General features: G+C 66.3%; 14 protein-coding genes. 6 read left to right on the top strand and 8 right to left on the bottom strand.

Translation table 11 applies throughout. The features are described from left to right. Positions 1 to 37: 37 nt before the first annotated feature. Both LQ954_RS00475 and LQ954_RS00470 read left to right on the top strand, forming a co-directional pair. Positions 38 to 2,080, top strand: a complete 2,043-nt coding sequence (locus LQ954_RS00475) for a TonB-dependent receptor domain-containing protein (RefSeq protein ID WP_231021391.1) — start codon at positions 38 to 40, stop codon at positions 2,078 to 2,080. Between the two features lie 72 nt (positions 2,081 to 2,152). After that, positions 2,153 to 2,779, top strand: a complete 627-nt coding sequence (locus tag LQ954_RS00470; protein WP_227771190.1) for a trimeric intracellular cation channel family protein — start codon at positions 2,153 to 2,155, stop codon at positions 2,777 to 2,779. Between the two features lie 63 nt (positions 2,780 to 2,842). Here the strand turns inward: LQ954_RS00470 and LQ954_RS00465 are convergent, their stop codons facing one another. From LQ954_RS00465 to sppA, 3 genes are all read right to left on the bottom strand, one after another. Further along, positions 2,843 to 3,406, bottom strand: a complete 564-nt coding sequence (locus LQ954_RS00465) for a GNAT family N-acetyltransferase (RefSeq protein ID WP_227771189.1) — start codon at positions 3,404 to 3,406, stop codon at positions 2,843 to 2,845. 118 nt (positions 3,407 to 3,524) lie between these two features. After that, positions 3,525 to 3,935 carry a hypothetical protein gene (locus LQ954_RS00460; protein ID WP_231021390.1) on the bottom strand — a complete coding sequence of 137 codons (411 nt, stop codon included), beginning with the start codon at positions 3,933 to 3,935 and terminating at the stop codon, positions 3,525 to 3,527. Beyond that, entirely contained in the window at positions 3,932 to 5,806 is a 1,875-nt protein-coding gene (sppA, locus tag LQ954_RS00455) for a signal peptide peptidase SppA (protein WP_231022682.1), read from the bottom strand. The genes LQ954_RS00460 and sppA overlap by 4 nt, the downstream gene beginning before the upstream one ends. A gap of 153 nt (positions 5,807 to 5,959) precedes the next feature. On the opposite strand from sppA, the gene LQ954_RS00450 reads away from it, so the two are divergent. The 4 genes from LQ954_RS00450 to LQ954_RS00435 all read left to right on the top strand — a co-directional run bounded on the left by LQ954_RS00450 (position 5,960) and on the right by LQ954_RS00435 (position 11,485). Continuing rightward, complete coding sequence (locus tag LQ954_RS00450; RefSeq protein ID WP_227771186.1) at positions 5,960 to 7,366, top strand: MATE family efflux transporter; 1,407 nt, start codon at positions 5,960 to 5,962, stop codon at positions 7,364 to 7,366. A gap of 129 nt (positions 7,367 to 7,495) precedes the next feature. Then, positions 7,496 to 7,783, top strand: coding sequence for a co-chaperone GroES (gene groES / locus LQ954_RS00445; protein WP_066777169.1), 288 nt, complete (start codon positions 7,496 to 7,498; stop codon positions 7,781 to 7,783). 57 nt (positions 7,784 to 7,840) lie between these two features. Then, complete coding sequence (groL, locus tag LQ954_RS00440) at positions 7,841 to 9,478, top strand: chaperonin GroEL (protein WP_231021389.1); 1,638 nt, start codon at positions 7,841 to 7,843, stop codon at positions 9,476 to 9,478. A 225-nt stretch (positions 9,479 to 9,703) separates the two neighbouring features. Beyond that, positions 9,704 to 11,485, top strand: a complete 1,782-nt coding sequence (locus tag LQ954_RS00435; protein WP_231021388.1) for an ABC-F family ATP-binding cassette domain-containing protein — start codon at positions 9,704 to 9,706, stop codon at positions 11,483 to 11,485. Between the two features lie 39 nt (positions 11,486 to 11,524). Here the strand turns inward: LQ954_RS00435 and LQ954_RS00430 are convergent, their stop codons facing one another. The 5 genes from LQ954_RS00430 to LQ954_RS00410 all read right to left on the bottom strand — a co-directional run bounded on the left by LQ954_RS00430 (position 11,525) and on the right by LQ954_RS00410 (position 19,308). Then, positions 11,525 to 12,331 (bottom strand): ATP-binding protein, encoded by an 807-nt coding sequence (locus LQ954_RS00430; RefSeq protein ID WP_231021387.1) that lies wholly within the window; start codon positions 12,329 to 12,331, stop codon positions 11,525 to 11,527. A gap of 66 nt (positions 12,332 to 12,397) precedes the next feature. Beyond that, positions 12,398 to 14,518, bottom strand: a complete 2,121-nt coding sequence (locus LQ954_RS00425; RefSeq protein ID WP_231021386.1) for a tetratricopeptide repeat protein — start codon at positions 14,516 to 14,518, stop codon at positions 12,398 to 12,400. After that, a complete protein-coding gene (gene prsR / locus LQ954_RS00420) occupies positions 14,511 to 15,857 on the bottom strand; it encodes a PEP-CTERM-box response regulator transcription factor (RefSeq protein WP_231021385.1) in 1,347 nt (448 codons plus the stop codon). Before prsR ends, LQ954_RS00425 begins: the two co-directional genes overlap by 8 nt. After that, positions 15,854 to 17,923 (bottom strand): XrtA/PEP-CTERM system histidine kinase PrsK, encoded by a 2,070-nt coding sequence (prsK, locus tag LQ954_RS00415; RefSeq protein WP_231021384.1) that lies wholly within the window; start codon positions 17,921 to 17,923, stop codon positions 15,854 to 15,856. Before prsK ends, prsR begins: the two co-directional genes overlap by 4 nt. After that, positions 17,920 to 19,308 carry a TIGR03013 family XrtA/PEP-CTERM system glycosyltransferase gene (locus tag LQ954_RS00410; RefSeq protein WP_231021383.1) on the bottom strand — a complete coding sequence of 463 codons (1,389 nt, stop codon included), beginning with the start codon at positions 19,306 to 19,308 and terminating at the stop codon, positions 17,920 to 17,922. The genes prsK and LQ954_RS00410 overlap by 4 nt, the downstream gene beginning before the upstream one ends. Between the last annotated feature and the right edge of the window lie 39 nt (positions 19,309 to 19,347).

Below are 19,347 nucleotides of genomic sequence, written 5' to 3'. Positions count from 1 at the left end.
GTGGCGGCTGTCAGAGAGGATCGGGGGAGTATCAAACATGCGTGTCGCACTGGCTGCCCATGCGGCAGTCGCCCTGGTTGCGGCACCTGCCTCGGCACAGACGGCCGATGCAACCGGGCGCACTGTGTACGAAGCGACGTTCTTTCAGCGGTTTCAGCCGGCCAATGCGCTTGAGATCGTTCGCCGTGTGCCCGGCTTCACCCTGGAACAGGTGGAGGAGGACGTTCGCGGCTTTGGGCAGGCGGCGGGCAATGTCGTCATCAACGGTCAGCGGCCGTCGTCGAAGAGTGACACCATTGATGTCGTGCTCGCGCGTATTCCCGCCAGTCGCGTCGCGCGCGTGGAGGTTGGGCCAGGCACGCTCTTCGGCGCGGAATATAGCGGCAAGGCGCAGGTCGTGAACCTGTTCCTCACCGGCGAAGGCGGCCTCGCGGGAACGGCCACGGGCACGTTGCGCCGTCAATATGACGGCAAGCTGTTTCCCGAAGGCAGCGTTTCCACGCTCCTGCGCCGCGGCGATTCCACGTTCAACGCGTCCATTGGTGTGAACAATAACCAGACCAGCGAAGAAGGGTATGACACGCTGCGCGCCTCACCCTCCGGTGAACTTCTTGAATATCGGCGCAAGATCAACTCGATCGCGGATCCCAATGCGTTCGTATCGGGCTCATGGGATTACAAGGCGTCGCAATTCGAGACCGCCCGGTTCAATGCCCGCTATGCGTTCGACCGCTTTCGCCTGAGCCAGACTAACGACGTTCTGCCGGTGGGCGGGGTCGCGCGCGACGACCGCTTGAACCAGCGGTTCAACTTCGACGAATGGGAAGTTGGCGGTGATATCCAGCGGCCGCTGCTGGGTGGCGGCGTGAAGCTCATTGGCCTGGCCACCCGACGCGACCGCCAGGACCGCGAACGGGCGCTTCTGCGGGTGCGCGGGAATGTGATCGACGGCGATGAACAGCAGGTGCGAAGCCAGCGCGACGAAGCCGTGTTGCGCGCGCTGTGGACGCGGCCTGATCTGAACGGCTGGTCCGTGGAAACCGGTATCGAAGGCGCATTGAACCGGCTGCGCAGCAAGGTCGACCTGTTCTCCCTGGCCGAAGACGGCACGCGCACCCGCATCGATTTGCCGGTGGATGATGCAACCGTCACCGAATATCGCGCAGAAGCGTTCGCCAGCGCCAGCCGATCGCTGTCGCCCAAGCTGCGCATGGATCTGGCGCTCAACTACGAAATGTCCCGCCTGACCGTGGAAGGCGATGCCGAAGCGAAACGCTCGCTCCGGTTCCTGAAGCCGAAGGTGAACCTCGACTGGCGACCAGGAAACGGTTGGCGGGCGCAGGCGTCGATTGCGCGCACGGTGGCGCAGCTGCGTTTCGAGGACTTCATCAGCGCGGCCGAATTGACCAATGAACGGGTGAACGGGGGCAACGCCGAGCTGGTGCCGCAGCGTTCGTGGGAGGCGCTGGCGACGATCGAGAAACAGGTGCTTGGCGACGGGCTGGTGAAGGTCGAGCTCGGCTACACGCGAACGTCGCTGGTGCAGGATCGGGTGCCCACCCCCGAAGGGTTCGATGCGCCGGGAAATCTGGGCGATGGCAGCAGCAAGATCGCCCGGGCGACCTTTGACGTGCCCGTATCAAGGCTGGGCATCAAGGGCGGGCGTATCTCCGGTCGCCTGAGCTATGTCGGCACGTCCGTCCGAGATCCCTATACCGGCCGCCAGCGTCCTTTCTCGGGCGCTTCCCCCTTTGTTTATGAGGTGAACTGGCGCCAGGACATGGGTGACTTTGCGTGGGGTGTTGGCTTCTCCGGCGACGACCCGTCCACCTATTACCGACGCAATGAACTGGACACGTTTTACCCCGGCAATCCGTACATCACCGCCTTTGCCGAATATCGCCCGACGCGCAGCACCACCGTGACGCTGAGCGTCGACAATCTGGGTGACTTCCCCGCGCGGCGCAGCCGGCTGTTCTTTGATCCGGACCGGCGCACGCCTTCCCCTTTCCGAGTGGAAGATCGGGTGCGCAGTCAGCACATCCTGCCGTATCTGACGATCAAGCATAACTTCGGCTGAGGACGAACCCGCAGCGGGGTGGCACGCGACACCCACTCCCCTGCTGAACAATGATCTGATAACCGCTCGCCCATGCCGCCCGTCGCCGCCCTCCCGGCTCTCGCGCCCTGGTTCGACCTTGCCGGCCTCGCGGTGTTCGCTGCCTCCGGTGCGCTTGCCGCCGCCCGGCGGGGGCAGACAATGGTCACGCTCGCGTTCTTCGCGATCATCACGGGCGTGGGCGGGGGCACAGTTCGCGATCTGCTGATCGGCGCGCCGGTATTCTGGATCGTCGACAGCCGCGCCGCCGCCGTCTGCCTGTCGGTGGCGTTGGTGATCTGGGTCACGCCCGAACGCTGGTGGCGCGGAGAAGCGCTTGACTGGTTCGACGCGGTGGGCCTCGCCGCTTACGCGGTTTATGGCGCGGCCAAGGCGCTTGGCTATGGCGTGCCGCCGGTGCCTGCTTTCCTGATGGGCGTGGTGACGGCGTGCGTCGGGGGCATCATCCGTGACGTTCTCGCCGGAGAGCCATCGATCCTGATGCGCCCGGAGCTTTATGTCACCGCGGCGGCGCTGGCGTCGGCACTGTTCGTGGGCCTCACCTTGCTGGGAATGGCCGGCGCCGTGGCTGCGATCCTCGCTGCGAGCGCCGGCTTCGCGCTGCGTGCAGCGGCGATCCGGTGGCAATTGCATCTGCCGGCGTATCGCCAGCGCCGCTGAGCGGTCCCGCTGTCACAGCGATCTTCGCTGATCGGGCAGGCAAGGCGCGGCGTCGCCCCGGGATCAGGCGCGGACCACGCCAACGTCCGCAAAACGCCGCGGCTCGATCGGCGGCACCACGCTTTCGTTCAGCGCACATTGCCAGAAGCCGACGTCCACCCAGCGCCCCTGCTTGTAGCCGACCTCGCGATAGATGCCGGCCCGGCGGAAGCCGACTGCCTCGTGCAACGAAATCGAACTATCGTTGGGAAGTGCGATCACGCCGATCGCCTGGGTGAAGCCTTGCGCGCGCAGCGTATCGACGAGTGCCTCGTAAAGCAGCCGTCCCACCCCCTGCCGCTGAACCGATCCGGACAGATAGATCGACGTTTCCACCACGTAGCGATAGGCGGCCCGCTCGCGAAAGCGGGTAGCATAGGCATATCCGACCACAGCGGCGTCGTCGCCTGCGCCCGACGTCGCCACCATCCAGGGATAAAAGCCGTCGGAGGCAGCCATGCGTTGCCGCATCTGTCGCGTGTCCGGCGCCTCGCTTTCAAATGAAACCGTGCCGGACAGTACATAGGGCGCATAGATTGCCGCAATTGTCGCCGCGTCGGCGGGCGTGGCGGCGCGAATGGCGATCATGGTCAGGCGCCTCCTTCTGGCAGTGCCGGCCCTTGAGCCGGGCAGGCGCCCCTAATCGGCAGCAAAGCCGGATGATCGTCAATCGATTCCAGCGCCACCCATATTGGGGCGTACCCCATCAGCGCTGCTCGACGGCGACGGTCAGGTCGGAGACGGCGCCGCCGTTCATGGTGCCGCGCAGGCGCGCGCGCCGCGGCGGCGCGCCCGGTGCGGCTTGCGCCCCGTAAATGCTCAGTTCGCCGCCGCCCGCAGCGCGGCACCGCACATCGATCGACTGGACGTCCGCCAATCGTGCCACCATTCGCCGCGCCTCAGCCAGCGAACCGCTGTCAACCGGCTTGCCGCCGATCATCAGCCGATCGAGCAGCACGCCCGCCCCCGACTGAGGCGTTGCGGTCACCTGCACCTCATAGACGATCGCGTCGCAGGCGAAGCGCCCGTTCAGCGTGCGCGGCGACGCCGGCTGGACCGCAGGCGGCACGGCGGCGGCCGCCGCGGCCTGCAGCGCCAGCAGGATGGCAGCGATCACAACCCGAACCGCGCCAGCAGGAGATCGAGCAGGCGCTGGTCGCCAGCCATCACCTGCGCCGGGCCGACCGCGCCACATTCCAGGCAGCGCGCCTGGATTCCGCCGGCCATTGCCAGGCGACGGACGTCACCGGCGGCGCGGGCCAGCACCTGCCGCTGCTCCCACGCGATCCGGCCGAGCGCATCGGTCGGCGCGCTGCCGTTCTCGTCCTCGCTGTCGCCAATCTGCTGCGCAATCTGCGCCGCCCAGCTCGGCTTCTTCTCGAGGTACACCGGCTTGGCCTTTGCCGGATCGAGCTTTGCGCGCCGTGCCGCTTCCTTCAGGGCATCGTCGAGCGTGCCGAAGCGATCAACCAGACCGAGCTGGCGTGCCGTGCCGCCTTCCCAGACGCGCCCCTGCGCGATCTCGTCGACCCGCGCGACCGGAATCTTGCGGGACTGGGACACACGGGCAAGGAACTGACCATAGACTTGCTCCATGCTTGACTGGATCAGCGCCCCCGCCTCGTCATTGATGCCAGCGACGATGTCGGGCTGACCCGCCAGCGGGGTCAGCTTCACCCCGTCGCTGGTGATGCCGATCTTCGCGAGGCTCTTCTCGAAGCTCGGGAGAACGCCGAAAACGCCGATCGAGCCAGTGATGGTACCGGGATCGGCGAAGATCACCTCGCCCGGCATCGACACCCAATAACCACCCGATGCAGCGACGCCGCCCATCGATACGACGATCGGCAGCCCGCGACGCTTTGCCTCCAGCACGGCGAGGCGGATACGCTCCGACGCCATGACCGACCCGCCCGGCGAGTCGACGCGCACGACCAGCGCCTTCAACTTCTTCTCGGCCAAGCCATCAAGGATGTACTTGGAAATGGTATCGCCGCCCGCAGTGCCAGGACCGGCCTTGCCGTCCACGATTTCACCGGCGACCGTCACCACGCCGATTTCGCCGTCGTTGGGCGCCGGGTTTGCCTGAACATAGCTGGCGTAGCGGATCTGCTTGAACGAGCCGGCCGGCTTGTCCTTGTCAGCGCCGACGATCTCGGCGACGCGACGCCCGAACGTCAGGCGGTCGCCCAGCTTGTCGACGATGCCGGACTCAAGGCTCGCCTTGCCGAGATCGCCGCCGGCCGCCTGTACGATACGGCTCGGCTGCGTCAGCCAGCCGTCGACCCGCGCCTTCGGCCGGGCCTGCGCAATCGCATTCTTCCACTGTTCGAACAGCGATCCATAGAGCGCTTGCGAAGCGGCACGCGATTCCGGGCTCTCGTCCGCGCGGGTATAAGGCTCCACCGCGGACTTGAACTTGCCGACGCGGAAGACGTGGGTAGTGACGCCCAGCTTGTCGATCAGCCCCTTGTAATAAAGCCGGCTGCCTCCGGGCCCGCTGAAGATCGTGCCGCCCAGCGGATCCACCCAGATCTCGCTCGCCGCCGCAGCGAGCCGGTAGCTGCCATCCGTATATCCGGTCGCATAGGCCAGCACCGGCTTTCCGCTCTGACGAACACGGACCAGCGCCTCGGCTACTTCCGCCAGGATCGCAGGATAGGCGCCGCCGAAACGGTCGAGGTCGAGCACAATAGCCTTCACGCGTGTGTCGGTGCGTGCCGCATCGATGGCGTGCACGACATCGCGAAGTCGATACTGGCGGCCGATCTGCTGACCGGACACAAAGGCGAGCGCCGGCACTTCTTCCGGTTGTTCGACGATGGGCCCGTCGAGATCGAGCACAAGCGCACCGTCCTTGATTGCAGGCGTGCTTGGCCGCGAGTTCAGCGCGGCGAACAGCAATGCGAAGAACAGCAGCATCGCCACCAGCACCAGCGCGTCCTTGATGCCGACCAGCAGTTTCCACGCGCCGCGTACAAGCTTCATCATGATTTCCCGGAAAGTCCGCCAGTGGTTTAGCCGAAGGTGTATGGGTGGAGCAATACGGCGAAACTGCTGCCCAAGGGCGCACGGTTCAGCGCGCTTTACTGGCGCCGCGGCCTTTCCACCGTAAGATTTTCGGCCTAACCCGGCGCCGTCATGGAGCTTGCTGCCGCCCCGCCGCTGACCGAAACGCGTCCGGCGAGCGACCGGGCCGAGCTGTCCGCCCTGACTCGCCTTGCCGCGCCCCTGGTTGGCGCGAACCTGTTGCAGATGGCGGTAAGCGCGGTCGACGTGATCTTCGTCGCGCGACTCGGTACGGTCGATCTGGCGGCCGCAACGCTCGGCGTGTTCCTCTTCAACCTCAGCATGTATGCGCTGATCGGCCTCACCAGCGCCGCTTCCCCGCTGATTGCGGCAGAGCTCGGGCGCCGGCGCCATGCCGTACGCGAAGTGCGACGCAGCGTGCGCATGGCCTTCTGGGTCGGCGCTGCCGCCGCGCTGCCGGTGCTGCTCCTGCTGGCGCATGGCGAGACGCTTCTGCTGCTGGCCGGGCAGGATCCGGATGTGGCGCGCCGCGCAGGGCACTTTCTCGACATCATCCTGATCGGTCTTTTGCCCGGTGTCGCGGCGGGAATCATGCGATCGTCGGCGGCCGCGCTTGGCCGTCCGGGGTGGGCCTTTGCCGTCACTGGCCTCGCGCTGCTGGTGAGCATTGTCGCCAACTGGGCGCTGGTCTTCGGCAATCTTGGCGCGCCGGCTCTCGGGCTGGAAGGATCTGCGATCGCCAGCGTCATCAGCCTGACGGCGATGGCAATCGCTTATGCCGCCATCATCCGCTTCGACCGGCGGTTGCGACGGTATCACCTGTTCGGCCGATGGTGGGCAACCGAATGGCCACGCTTCCGCGACATCATCCGGCTCGGCGTTCCGATCATGCTGACCTGGACCTTCGAGGGCGCGCTGTTCGGTGGGGCCGCGATCCTAATGGGTTTGATCGGCGTCAACGAAGTCGCGGCCCATGCCGTGGCGCTCAATATCGCCGCCATCGCTTTCCAGGTGCCGTTCGGCATTGCACAGGCGGCCACCATACGCGTCGGCATGGCCTATGGCGCACGGGACCGGGATTGGATCGCGCGTGCGGGCCGCGTCGCTCTGGCGGTGGGGATCGGCTTCATGGGCATCACGGCCGCCGCCATGTGGGCAGCGCCGCGCCTGTTCGTGAGCGCTTATGTCGATGTGGACGCGCCCGCCAATGCCATCGTCGTCAAGCTCGCGGTACAGTATCTGGCGCTTGCGGCCATGTTCCAGCTGGTGGACGGCGCCCAGGCGGTGGCGGCGGGCGTATTGCGCGGCTTGCAGGATACGCGCGTGCCGATGTTCATCGCGCTGTTCGGCTATTGGGTGGTCGGCTTTGGCACGTCCATCTTCCTCGGCTTCGAGGCTGGCTGGGCCGGCGTCGGCATCTGGACCGGCCTCGCCGTCGGCCTGCTTGCCGTTTCCGTCCTGCTAATGTGGCGCTGGTATGCCCGCGAACGGCTGGGCCTGGTTCCACGCACGATCTGACCGGTGGTTCCAATTTTTTGTGTCCCGTGCCGTTGACGCGGTGATTGACCAGACACATATGGCCCGCGTTGGCACTCGATTCAGGCGAGTGCCAAAAAACAGTCACACCGCTCAAAAGAGGGTACAGCCATGAACTTCCGTCCGCTGCACGACCGCGTGCTCGTGCGCCGCGTCGAGGCCGAGGAAAAGACTGCCGGCGGGATCATCATTCCCGACACCGCCAAGGAAAAGCCGCAGGAGGGCGAGGTTGTCGCCGCCGGTGCGGGCGCCAAGGCGGAAGACGGCAAGGTCACGCCGCTCGACGTCAAGGCCGGTGATCGTATCCTGTTCGGCAAGTGGTCGGGCACCGAAGTGAAGGTGAACGGCGAAGACCTGCTCATCATGAAGGAATCGGACATTCTCGGCATCATCGCCTGAGATTCCGTTCGACAGCCTCAACTTTCTCAACATTCGTTCATCTGAAAGGGTAGCCACATGGCAGCCAAGGACGTGAAATTCTCGCGTGAAGCACGCGAGCGCATTCTCAAGGGCGTCGACATCCTCGCCGATGCCGTGAAGGTCACGCTGGGGCCGAAGGGCCGCAACGTCGTCATCGACAAGAGCTTCGGCGCGCCCCGCATCACCAAGGACGGTGTGTCGGTCGCCAAGGAAATCGAGCTCAAGGACAAGTTCGAGAACATGGGCGCACAGATGGTGCGCGAAGTGGCCTCGAAGACCAACGACATCGCCGGTGACGGCACCACCACCGCGACCGTTCTCGCCCAGGCGATCGTTCGCGAGGGCATGAAGTCGGTTGCCGCCGGCATGAACCCGATGGACCTGAAGCGCGGTATCGACCTCGCCGTCCACAAGGTCGTCGACGACATCAAGGCGCGCTCGAAGCCCGTCTCGGGTTCGCAGGAAGTTGCCCAGGTCGGCATCATCTCCGCGAATGGCGACCGTGAAGTCGGCGAGAAGATCGCCGAGGCCATGGAGAAGGTCGGCAAGGAAGGCGTGATCACCGTCGAAGAGGCGAAGGGTCTCGAATTCGAGCTCGACGTCGTTGAGGGCATGCAGTTCGACCGCGGCTATCTGTCGCCGTACTTCATCACCAACCCGGAAAAGATGCAGGTCGAACTGAACGACCCGTACATCCTGATCCACGAGAAGAAGCTGTCGAACCTGCAGTCGATGCTTCCGATCCTCGAGGCGGTTGTGCAGTCGGGCCGTCCGCTCCTCATCATCGCCGAGGACATCGAGGGCGAGGCGCTGGCCACGCTCGTCGTCAACAAGCTGCGCGGCGGCCTGAAGGTCGCAGCGGTCAAGGCGCCGGGCTTCGGCGATCGTCGCAAGGCGATGCTCGAGGACATCGCGATCCTCACCAAGGGCGAAGTCGTTTCCGAGGATCTCGGCATCAAGCTCGAGACCGTTACGCTCGGCATGCTCGGCACCGCCAAGCGCGTCACGATCGACAAGGACAACACCACCATCGTCGATGGCGCCGGTGATGCCGAAGCGATCAAGGGCCGCACCGAGGCGATCCGTCAGCAGATCGAAGTCACCACGTCCGACTACGACCGTGAGAAGCTCCAGGAGCGTCTCGCGAAGCTCGCTGGCGGCGTCGCCGTGATCAAGGTCGGCGGTGCGACCGAGGTCGAGGTGAAGGAGCGCAAGGACCGCGTTGACGACGCGCTGCACGCAACCCGCGCTGCCGTCGAAGAGGGCATCGTTCCGGGCGGCGGCACCGCACTGCTGTACGCGACGAAGGCGCTCGAAGGCCTGAAGGGCGACAATGACGATCAGACGCGCGGCGTCGACATCGTTCGCAAGTCGCTGACCGCGCTGGTGCGTCAGATCGCGCAGAACGCTGGCCATGACGGCGCAGTGGTCTCGGGCAAGCTGCTTGATCAGAGCGACACTTCGTTCGGCTTCAACGCGTCGACCGATACCTACGAGAACCTGGTTCAGGCCGGCGTGATCGACCCGACCAAGGTCGTGCGCACCGCGCTCCAGAACGCAGCCTCGGTCGCCGGCCTGCTCATCACCACGGAAGCCACCGTGGCAGAGCTGCCGGAAGACAAGCCCGCGATGCCGGCAATGCCGGGCGGCGGCATGGGCGGCATGGACTTCTGATTTCGGACGGGCGCGGCCCAGGCTGCGCCCGATACGACGTCGGATGGCTCAGCAACGGCACAGCAGTTGTCGATCCGATCAAGAAGGGACCGGGTGCCAGGCGCATCCGGTCCCTTTCTTGTTTTCATCCGTGGCGGCGGGCACCTCGTCCCAATCAGCGCCTTGACGACGAACCGCGTGAACGGCGCTTGGCGCATCGCCCCCGCACCCCTATCTGCCGCGTCCATGGTTGCCCCAATCCTAGCGTATGAAGACCTCGGCCTCATTCAGGGGGCCGGCTGGCTGTTCCGCAACTTGAACTTTTATGTCGGCCCACGCGATCGACTTGCCCTGATCGGTCGCAATGGCGCCGGCAAGACGACACTGCTGAAGCTGATCGCCGGCACTATCGAGAGCGACGAGGGCCGACGTACCATCGTTCCTGGAACCCGCGTGATCCTCCTGGAGCAGGATCCCAACCTTTCCGGCTTTGCGACCCTTGCGGATTATGTGCTGTCCGGCAGCGATGCCCCGCAGCATTTCGAAGCCGACGCGATTGCGGACCAGCTCGGCATCGACCTGTCGCGCGAAGCAGCGACCGCCTCGGGCGGCGAAAGGCGTCGTGCCGCCATCGTGCGCGCCCTCGCGCAGGATCCCGACGTGCTGCTGCTGGACGAGCCGACCAACCACCTGGACATTGGGGCCATCGAATGGCTGGAGGATTGGCTGCGGCGTTTCCGGGGTGCCTTTGTTGTCATCAGCCATGACCGCACATTCCTGACGCGCCTTACCAAGCAGACGCTGTGGCTGGACCGCGGCAACCTGCGCCGGGCGGAAGTGGGGTTCGGCGGTTTCGATGCCTGGACCGAGCAGGTCTATGCCGAGGAGCAGCGCGCCGCGGAAAAGCTCGACGCCAAGCTGAAGATCGAGGAGCATTGGCTGCAGCGCGGCGTCACGGGTCGTCGCCGGCGCAATCAGGGCCGGCTTTCCAAGCTGAAGGAAATGCGAGCGGAGCGGGCCGCCATGATCGGGCCGCAGGGTGCAGCCGCGTTGGCGATGGGCAGCGACGACAACAAGACCAAGGTCGTGATCGACGCCGAGCACGTCAACAAGAGCTATGACGGGCGCACGATCATCCGCGATCTGACCTTTCGCGTTACCCGGGGCGACCGCATCGGTATCGTCGGCAGAAACGGCGCGGGAAAGACCACGCTGCTTCGCCTGCTCACCGGTGAACTTGCACCGGACAGCGGCACCGTAAAGCTGGCCAAGACCCTGGACGGCATCGTCATCGACCAGCAGCGCAAGCTGATGGCGCCCGAAAAGACCGTGCGCGAAGTGCTGGCGGATGGCGGCGACTGGATCGACGTGCTGGGCGCGAAGAAGCACATCCACGGCTATCTCAAGGAGTTTCTCTTCGATCCCAGCCTTGCCGAGGCGAAGGTAGGCTCACTTTCCGGTGGCGAGCGCTCGCGCCTGCTGCTCGCGCGGGAATTCGCTCGTCATTCCAACCTGCTGGTGCTGGACGAGCCGACCAACGATCTCGATCTCGAGACGCTGGATCTGCTGCAGGAGGTCATCGCAGACTATGAGGGCACTGTCCTGATTGTCAGCCATGACCGTGACTTTCTCGACCGCACCGTCACCGTCACGCTGGGCCTGGACGGCTCCGGCAAGGTGGACGTGGTGGCCGGGGGATATGAGGATTGGGAGCGGCAGCGCGCGCCGCAGATCGAGAAGAAGCCAGTCGCCAAGGGAGCGCCCGCGGCCCCTGCCCCGCCTCCGCAGGCGAGGACCAAGCTGAGCTACAAGGATCAGCGCGACTTCGATCAGCTGCCCAAGAAGATCGAGCAGCTCGACGCCGCCATCGCGCGCGACGAGTCGCTGCTGGCCGATCCGGAGCTGTACGCGCGTGATCCGGCGAAGTTCGATCGGCTAATGAAGGCGATCGCGTCAGCGCGCGAGGAGAAGGAAATGGCGGAGCTGCGCTGGCTCGAACTGGCCGAGATGGCGGAAGCGCTGGCCTAGGTGCGGCGCAAAACGGCCTCGATCGCAGCAGTGCCGGCCTTATAGCTTTTTGCCGGCGCGACCGGCGAGATCGACGACATATTGCCACGCGACCCGGCCCGATCGGCTGCCGCGCTTGGTCGCCCATAGCAGCGCATCCTGTGGGTCAAACGCGAGGTCATGGCGATCGGCATAGCCTTGAACGATGTCGAGATAGAGCGGCTGATCGACGACGTGGAAGCCGAGGCTGAGGCCGAAGCGGTCGGCGAGCGCCAGATGATCATCCACGGCGTCGCGCGGGTTGATCGCATTCTCCTGCTCGTGAATGTCGCGCGGGATCAGGTGCCGGCGGTTGGACGTGACCACCAGACGCGCATTGGCCGGCCGAGCCTCTGCCCCGCCCTCCAGCAAGGATCGCAGGCTGCGCGCGTCGGCGGCGGCGTCGAAGCCGAGATCGTCCAGGAACAGCACAAAGGCGCGCTCCACGCCGGCGATCGTGTCGAACAATGCCGGCAAACTGTCCAACCGATCGGCCGGCACCTCGACCAGGGCAAGCTGGCCCCCGGCAGACTGGATAGCCCCGACGCATGCCTTGACCAGCGCCGACTTGCCCGTCCCGCGCGCGCCCCAGAGCAGCACGTCTTGAGCGGCATGCCCGTCGGACAGGCGCGTCAGATTGGCGAGCAACGGCTCTCGCTGCGCCTCGACGCCGCGCAGGAGATCGAGCGGCAGCGGCGCGAAGGCGCGCGCCGCGACCAGGGCGCCGTCCCGCCAGACATAAGCGGGGTGCGCCAGCGGATCAGCCGCTTGTGGGGGTGGCGGCGCCAAACGTTCAAGCGCGGCGGCGATGCGGGCGAGATCGTCCATAGCCTGCTGCTAGGTTCGGTCGGGCGGCACTGCAACCACGTGGCGTTGCCCGGTCGCGTGCGGCCGTCAATGGCCGAGAAGCTTCAGCAAGGCGGCCGCCGGTGCGCGATCGGGAAAGCCAGGGTCGCGTAGGACCTGAGTGATTGCCTGACGTGCCTCAACAGTGCGGCCTGCCTCAGCCAGCGCCTGGCCCAAATGCCACCGAATGCCGGCGTGGGCAGGCGCGAGCTTCGCCGCCTTTTCCAGCAGCTGCAAAGCCGCGCCCGTGTCACCGGCCTCGTACAATGCCCAGCCGTAGGCGTCGGACGCAGCAGGGTTCATGGGTGACAGCTGATAGGCAGTGCGGCCGTGTTCCGCGCCCCCCTGCGGATCGCCGGCGGCCGTATAGGCATAGGCAAGCTGGGCGTGGATCAGCGCGTCGCGCTCGCCGACATTGTGGCGCAGCCGTTCCAGCGTCTCGACCGCGCCCGTCCAGTCGCGCGCGCCGAGCTGCAGATTGGCGAGCGCCCGATGCGCGGCGATGGCTTGCGGGTTTTGCGCCCGATAAAGCGACAGAGCCGAGACTGCTTCGCGGCCATCGCCCGTGCGGTTCGCAGCCTCCGCCAGCCGCAGCAACGCGGGCATGTCGAACCGGAGGTTGGCTGCTTGCCGATAACGGACCAGCGCCGGGCCGAACCGGCGTTGGATCGCCAGGATGTCCCCGGCCAGCAGTTGGGCCTCGGGCGCCCCGGGCGAGGCGGTGGCAATCGCCCGAGCGCGCTGCTCCGCGGCAGCGACCTCACCTGCGTCGAGCAAGCTGCGGACATATGCCACTGCGATCGCCGGGTCGCCGGGGGCACCAGCAACAGCGGCCGCTAGCGTCCCCGTGCTCCCGTCGCTGGCGAACAGTTCCGGATCAGCCAGCGCCGGGCGCGCCGCCCGATCCAGGAACCGCGCCGCCCAGTCGCGCTCGCCCGTCGCCTCAAAGGCTCGCCCGACGAGCGCCAGCGTATAGCTGTCGGCGTCAGCGCGAACGGCGATCGGCCGCAGCACATCAAGCGCGCCCCGCGCATCGCCTGAGCGCAGCAACGAAGCACCGAGCAGACGACGTGCGACCAGGTTCATTGGCTGACGTCCGACGATTTCACGAAAGCTGACGACGGCCTGTTCATAGGCGCCGTCTGCATAGGCAATCATGCCGGTGAGCAGCACCACCCCCGGCATGGCAAGGCCCGCATCGCCCATCCGCCCGAGCAGCGCCCGGGCAAGATCGCGGTTGCCGGCGCGCGCAGCCATGACGGCCTGAAGGTACAGCGCCTGAGGGTGGTTCGGCCGCGCAGCGAGGGCGCGGCGCGTGGCCTGCAACATGCCGGTATATTGGCCCGCGTCGCCGGCCGTGGCGGCATATTGGATGAGTGCAGGCAGGTAATAAGCGTCGAGTTCCAGCGCCCGGCCGAACCATGGGAGCGCAGCCGTGAGGCCGTAGCGGCTGCGCACCACCTCCCCCGAGAGCACGATGGCGTCGAGGCTGGCAGGCGCCAAGGCGACGGCCCGGCGCGCCGCGAGGTCGGCGGCAGCTACGTCGCCCGCCGCCATGCGGATGCGACCAAGATCAGCCCAGGCACTCGCATCGTTCGGGCTGCGCGACAGGATCGTGTTCAGCAGCGCCGTGGCGCCGGGCACGTCGCCCTTGGTCGCCATGGCACGGGCACGGACACGGGCGGCATAGGCGGCGTAGCGGCCACTAGCGTGCGCCGCCTCCGACAGTGCACGATCCGCATTGCCCTGCAACAGATAAGCGTCGGCCAGCAATTGGTGGAGGCGCGCGCGCGGCATGCCGGCAGCGACGGCGCGGTTCAGCGCTCCTTCGGCTGCAGCGCCGTCACCCAAGAGGAGATAGACGCGGCCAAGCACGGCATTGCCGCGCCCGGCGTCCGGCCCATCGGCCGCCACAAGAGCGTGATTGCGCGCGGCGCTGTAGTTGCCGCGCTTCAGCGCCGCGAAACTGGCCCGCAATGCTTCATCCGGATCAGGCCGAGAGGCGCGGCGTGCCACGAGCACGATCGCGGCGAGCACCAGCGCGGTAACGACGAGCATCGCCACCACGCGCGCCATCCGCCACGACGCCTTGCCCATGCCCGCGCTCGCGCCCGTGCGACTACGCCGCCGTCGGCGGAGCAGCGGATAGCGCCTGCCCTCCTCAATCATGCAGGCCGTAGCTTTTGAGCAAATCATACAGGGTCGGCCGGCTGACGCCGAGGAGGCGCGCAGTCTGGGAAATGTTGCCATCCGCGCGGGCGAGAGCCTGACGGATGGCGCGACGGTCTGCCGCCTCACGGACAGCGCGCAGGTTGACGGCTTCATCGCCGGCCGCCGCGAGATCGAGATCCGCGGCGGTCAACGACTTGCCATCGGCCATGATCACCGCCCGCTTCACGCGATTTTCCAGTTCGCGCACATTGCCGGGCCAGTCATGAGCGTCGATGGCGGCGCGCGCGTCGGATGACAGGCCGGAAACCGCCGGGTTCATCGTCGACGCGTATCGCGTGACGAAATGTCTGGCGAGCAATGCCGCATCGCCGGGCCGACCGGCGAGCGAGGGAATGCGCACGACGATTTCGGCCAAGCGGTAATAAAGGTCCTCGCGGAACGAGCCGTCCGCGACCATCGCATCAATGTCGCGGTGAGTGGCGCACACGATGCGCGTATCGACCTGGATCGGGCGCCTGCCGCCGATCCGCTCGATCACCCGTTCCTGAAGAAAGCGCAGCAGCTTCACCTGGAGGGGGAGCGGCACGTCACCGATTTCGTCAAGAAACAGGGTACCGCCGGCCGCCTGCTCGATCTTCCCCTCGGTGGTTTTCACCGCCCCGGTAAAGGCGCCCTTTTCATGCCCGAACAGTTCGCTTTCCAGCAGCGTGTCTGGGATTGCCGCACAGTTGATCGCCACGAACGCCCCGCCGGAGCGTCGGGACGCGTCGTGCAGCCCACGGGCGAGCAGCTCCTTGCCCGTTCCGCTGGCGCCGAGCAGCATGACCGACACGTCAGCCGGTGCCACCCGTTCAATTGTGCGCATCACCTTGATCATCTCAGGTGCCGCGGTGATCAGGCCGCCGAGTGCCGGACCCGCGTCGCGGGCGGCAAGACGCCGGTTCTCGGCCTCCAAATCGTGGACGTGAAAGGCGCGCGCCACGATATGGCCGAGGGCATCGATATCAATCGGCTTCTGGTAGAAATCCCAGGCGCCATCAGCGATCGCCTGCAGCGCGCTTTCGCGGGCACCGTGCCCGGACGCGACGATCACTTTCGTGTCGGGCTTCAACGACAGGATTTCGGCAAGGGCCGCGAAGCCCTCGCTGGTGCCGTCCGGATCGGGCGGAAGGCCAAGATCGAGCGTGACCACCGCCGGTTCCTCGGCGCGTACCATGTCGATCGCACCAGCGCGATCGGCCGCGACAAGCACTTCACAGCCATCGTAGGCCCAGCGCAATTGGCGCTGCAGCCCGAGATCGTCCTCCACGATGAGCAGCTTGCGCGTTCCCTTCATGCCGCCAATTCCATTCCCCCCATGGTCCGCGGCGCCAGCGGCAATGCCACACGAAAGCTGGATCCCGCCCCTTCGCGGCTCGACACGCTGATCGAGCCGCCCATCCCTTCGGCAAGCTGGCGTGCCTCAAACGCGCCGAGGCCAAAGCCGCCGGGCTTTCCTGAGACAAAGGGGCGGAATAGCTGATCGCGGACGAACGCCGGACTCATGCCGCGCCCGTGATCGGCCACCGTGATGCTGGCCTTTCCGTCAGCAGCCGAGACGATCAGTTGCACCTCCGCTCCCGCCGCGCTTGCCTCCACCGCATTCTGGACGAGGTGAGAGATCAGCGTCTCCAGAGCGCCGGGGTCAGCCAGCGCGAGCGCGCCAGGGTCCCCCGATGCCGTGACCGGATGCTGGGCCCGGCGTCCGGCGGCAATCCGTTCCGCCAGCGCGAGCAAAGGGACCGGCTGAGGCTTTTCCGCGCGACTGGCATGATGCTGCGACAGCCGCGCGAGGAGGGCATTCATCCGATCCGACGAATCGGTCAGCGTTGCCACCATGTCCGCGCGGAACGCGGGATTGTCCGCATGCCGCTCCGCATTGCGGGCGACGAGCGTCAGCTGGCTGACCAGATTTTTCAAATCATGCATGATGAAGGCGAAGCGGCGGTTGAATTCGTCAAACCGCTGCGCATCGGCGAGCGCGGCATGGGCGCCTGCTTCCGCCAGATAGCTGGCAGCCTGGCGCCCGGCCACGCCGAACAGGTCGAAATCCTCCCAATCCAGCGCTCGGTTTATCGCTGGCCGTGCAAGGACGACGGCGCCGGCGAGCTGGCCCAGATGCCGCAGCGGGACAATCACCCAGGCATGTTCATCGTCGCGTAGCCACCGCGAGACGCAGCCTTGGTCGGCAGGATCGGCCGTGCCGGCGCGCACAGCGTCGAGCTCGATGATCCTCCCGGTGGCGGCGAGATGGACAAAGAGCCGCTCGTCCGGCTGATCAGTCGACGGCGCGTCCGGCCAGTTCCACGCCGACGCGGTACCCAGCGCAGCGCCATCGGGCAGGAGCAGGAGCCCGCGGGGCGAGTCGGTCAGGTCCGCGACCGCCTTGACCACGCGAACGTCGAGGGGCGAGGCTTCATGCGTGCCGGGCGCGCCGAGCGTCTCCGTGAAACGCAGCCATTCGGTCCGATAATCGTAGCGGTGGCTGAACAAATGCTTCGACACCAGCACGCGCGCCCACGCCCGAGTCCAAGGCGTGGACACCAGCGCCAGCAAGGCCGCCGTCGTGCCGAAAATCAGCGCCGTCTGCACCACCCGCGCGTAGCTGCCACCGACCGAACCGATGATCGCGGTGGCCAGCGCCGTCACGGCAACATACAGCGCGACCGCGACCATCGCGAGGGAGAGCAGAGCCACGGTGCGCGAAGCCTGCATCTTACGCTCGTCAGCCCGCTGCACGGCAAGGCTGAACAGCGGCGTCAGCGCGACCATCACCGCACCGCGCAAGTCAATGAGACCGGCCGGCCAGTGGCCGGTGAGCCAGGCGCTGGCGAACACCAACAGATCGGTGGACCACATCATCGCCAGGGCGACGATGGCCATCCGCTCCCCGCTGTGCCGGCGCCAAACGCTGCCTTGCCGCAGACGGTTCACCAGAATCAGCGCGCCTGTCGCGCCCAGCATCTGAAGCAGCAAGCGGGTGCGCAATAGTGCCAGCACGGCCCGCGCATCGTTCACCATGACCGACCCGAGAGCGAGAATGCCGCACCCGATCGTTACGACTGCCACCGCCGCATAGACGGCGCGAACCGACGGCCAGGCACGATCATTCGGCTCGCGCCGGGCGAGAGAATACATCAGCCAGAGCCACGTCAGGTTGCGCGCGCATTCGGCCAGCCGGGTAGCGACGTCGCGGGCGTCGAGACCGGCCACGGCGAGGGCCCAGAGCGCGGTTGCAAACAGGCCGGCCAGAAAGGGCGCACGCGGCAATACCCCGCCGCCACGCCATTGCGACAGCGCCAACGTGCCGAACAGCAGCGCGGCGAGCGCATGGGTCCACAAGGTGATCGGGGCAGCGTTCACCGCGCGCCCGAGGGCCAGAGCACGACCCGCAGCGTCTGAAGCAGGATCAACAAATCGAGGAAGGGCGAGTAGTTCTTGGCGTAATAAAGGTCATATTCCAGCTTGTGACGCGCGTCCTCGATCGACGCGCCGTAGGGATAGTTGATCTGTGCCCAGCCGGTGATTCCGGGCTTCACCATGTGCCGCTCCGCGTAGAATGGGAGCTGCTGTTCCAATTCCTCGACGAATTGCGGCCGTTCGGGACGCGGGCCGACGAAACTCATCTCACCCTTCAGCACGCTCCAGCATTGCGGCAGTTCGTCGATGCGCACCTTGCGGATCACGCGGCCGATGCGGGTGATGCGGGGATCGCGCTCCTGCGCCCAGACGGCCTCTCCGCCGACCTCGGCATCCTGCCGCATCGAGCGCAGCTTCAGGATGTCGAACGGCTCGTTGTAGAGGCCGACACGGCGCTGACGATAGAAGGCGGGCCCGCGGCTTTCCAGCTTGATGGCAATGGCAGTCAGAGCAATCACCGGGAGCGCGATCAACAAGAGCAGGCCGCTCGCGGCGATGTCGAAGGCGCGCTTTGCCATGGCGGACAGCATTCGTCCGGACGCAAAGCCATCGGAGAAGATCAGCCAGGATGGATTGACGCTCGCCAGGTCGATGCGCCCGGTCTCGCGTTCCAAAAAGGTCGAAAACTCATTCACATGGACTCCGGTCGTCTTGACGCGCAGGAGATCCTTGAGTGGGAGGGCGTTGCGGCGTTCCTCAATCGCCAGCACCACCTCGGTCGCGCCCCGTTCGACGACAAAGGTGGCGAGATTGGGAATGTCGGCGCGTGGCACGGCTTCGGTCACCGCGATGATCGGCTCGCCCATCGCGACGTAGCCGGCAACGACGAAGCTGGCGCCATTCGCCCGTTCCAGCGCGCCGAGCCGGGCAGCACGATGGCCCGCCCCCAGCACCACGACACGGCGCCGGAACCGCTCCCCTCCCAGCATGCGACGGAACAGCAGCCGGGCCATGATGAGCCCGACAATCGCGAACAACATCGCGTAGAACAGGCTGGACCGCCAGAGCGTGACCGTCGGCATAAGAAAATAGAGCAGGCTGAGGAAGATCACGCCAAGGCATACCGCCACGGTCAGCCGCATCACGGCCTGGCGGAATGAGACCAGAACGTCAGCCTGGTAAGCGCCAACCCCCACCATCGCGACCGTGAGTGGCACGGCAAAGGCGGCAAGCTGCGGAAGCCGGCCCCAGATCGGCTCCGGCAGCATGTCGATCTGGGCGGCACGCAACAGCCACCCACCTTCGGCTGCGGCGAGCAGCAGGACAAAGTCGATCAGCCCCAGCAGGACGACCGCGTTCGGCACGTAATGTTTGAAGACCCTGATCATCGCCCGCGCTTGTCCCTATGGTGTAAGGGAAACCGACAC

It is taken from the genome of Sphingomonas sp. IC-11 (genome assembly GCF_021043365.1).
In the GTDB taxonomy this organism is placed as follows: domain Bacteria; phylum Pseudomonadota; class Alphaproteobacteria; order Sphingomonadales; family Sphingomonadaceae; genus Sphingomonas.
Note: the sequence above shows the minus strand (reverse complement) of the source record. Positions and strands in the feature narration are given on the sequence as shown.

What these genes read in the sequence shown, in the direction of transcription:
- LQ954_RS00475 (WP_231021391.1), top strand. Translation starts at nt 38, where the DNA reads ATGCGTGTCGCACTGGCTGCCCATGCGGCAGTCGCCCTGGTTGCGGCA.
- groES (WP_066777169.1), top strand. Translation starts at nt 7,496, where the DNA reads ATGAACTTCCGTCCGCTGCACGACCGCGTGCTCGTGCGCCGCGTCGAG.
- LQ954_RS00430 (WP_231021387.1), bottom strand. Translation starts at nt 12,331, where the DNA reads ATGGACGATCTCGCCCGCATCGCCGCCGCGCTTGAACGTTTGGCGCCG.
- LQ954_RS00465 (WP_227771189.1), bottom strand. Translation starts at nt 3,406, where the DNA reads ATGATCGCCATTCGCGCCGCCACGCCCGCCGACGCGGCGACAATTGCG.
- LQ954_RS00410 (WP_231021383.1), bottom strand. Translation starts at nt 19,308, where the DNA reads ATGATCAGGGTCTTCAAACATTACGTGCCGAACGCGGTCGTCCTGCTG.
- LQ954_RS00435 (WP_231021388.1), top strand. Translation starts at nt 9,704, where the DNA reads ATGGTTGCCCCAATCCTAGCGTATGAAGACCTCGGCCTCATTCAGGGG.
- groL (WP_231021389.1), top strand. Translation starts at nt 7,841, where the DNA reads ATGGCAGCCAAGGACGTGAAATTCTCGCGTGAAGCACGCGAGCGCATT.
- sppA (WP_231022682.1), bottom strand. Translation starts at nt 5,806, where the DNA reads ATGAAGCTTGTACGCGGCGCGTGGAAACTGCTGGTCGGCATCAAGGAC.
- prsR (WP_231021385.1), bottom strand. Translation starts at nt 15,857, where the DNA reads ATGAAGGGAACGCGCAAGCTGCTCATCGTGGAGGACGATCTCGGGCTG.
- LQ954_RS00450 (WP_227771186.1), top strand. Translation starts at nt 5,960, where the DNA reads ATGGAGCTTGCTGCCGCCCCGCCGCTGACCGAAACGCGTCCGGCGAGC.
- LQ954_RS00470 (WP_227771190.1), top strand. Translation starts at nt 2,153, where the DNA reads ATGCCGCCCGTCGCCGCCCTCCCGGCTCTCGCGCCCTGGTTCGACCTT.
- LQ954_RS00425 (WP_231021386.1), bottom strand. Translation starts at nt 14,518, where the DNA reads ATGATTGAGGAGGGCAGGCGCTATCCGCTGCTCCGCCGACGGCGGCGT.